This window comes from Streptomyces sp. 13-12-16 (assembly GCF_002114215.1).
Lineage (GTDB): Bacteria > Actinomycetota > Actinomycetes > Streptomycetales > Streptomycetaceae > Streptomyces.
The window spans coordinates 1-911 of sequence record NZ_NCTE01001223.1 but is presented as its reverse complement, the minus strand read 5'-3'; the positions used below and the strand labels follow the sequence as shown (position 1 = coordinate 911).

The 911-nt window shown below is 77.2% G+C and carries 1 protein-coding gene; it reads right to left on the bottom strand.

Features of this window, described 5'->3' with window-relative positions; genetic code table 11:
* Nucleotides 1–911 (bottom strand): tetratricopeptide repeat protein (locus B7767_RS38065; RefSeq protein ID WP_143652880.1); only part of this gene is annotated, 911 nt, incomplete at both ends.

The window sequence follows — 911 nt, the reverse complement described above, 5'->3', positions numbered from 1 at the left end:
CCTCGGCGACCCGCCGGTACTCGGCCAGCGCGTCCGCCCAGCGGCCCAGCCAGCCCAGCCCGACGGCCACCTCGCGGCGGCTGACCAGGGTGTCCGGGTGGTCGGTGCCGAGGACCCGCTCGCGCAGCGCGCACACCTCTCGGGACTCGGCGAGGGCGTCCGCCCAGCGGCCGAGCCGGCCGAGGTTGACGCCGATGCCGTGCCGGGCGCGCAGGGTCTCGGGGTGGGTGGGTCCCTGGACGCGGGTGCGGTCCGCGACCAGGGCGCGGTAGAGGTCGAGGGCCTGGGCGGTGCGGCCCAGCCGGCCCAGGCTGATGCCGGTCTCGTAGCGGGCGGCGAGGGTGTCGGCGTGGTCCGGGCCGAGGGCCCTGGCGCGGGCCTCGGCGACCTCGCGGTAGGTCTCCAGGGCCTCCGTCCAGCGGCCCAGCTGACCGAGGGTGTAGGCGACGTCGTACCGGGTGACGAGGGTGTCGGGGTGCTCGGGTCCGAGCACGCGGGCGCGGTCGGCGGCCACCTCGCACGCCATTCTGTACGAGTCCTCCGGACGGCCGAGCCGGCCGAGGTTGAAGGCGAGGTTGTGGCGGCAGCGCAGGGTGTCGGGGTGGTCGGGGCCCATGGTCCGCTCGCGGGCGGCGAGCACCGACAGATAGACCTGGTGGGCGTCGAAGGGGCGGCCCAGCTGGGCGAGGACGTACGCCATCTCCTGCCGGGCGGCGAGGGTGTCGGGGTGGTCGGCGCCGAACGCGCGGATGCGGGCCTCGGCGACCCGCTTGTAGGCGCGCAGCGCGTCGGCGGCGCGGCCGGTGCGGCTGAGGGCGAACGCGACCTCGTAGCGGCTGGCGAGGGTGTCGGGGTGGTCGGGGCCCAGGAGGTGCTCGCGCTCGGCGGCGACCGCGCGGTGCACCTCCCCC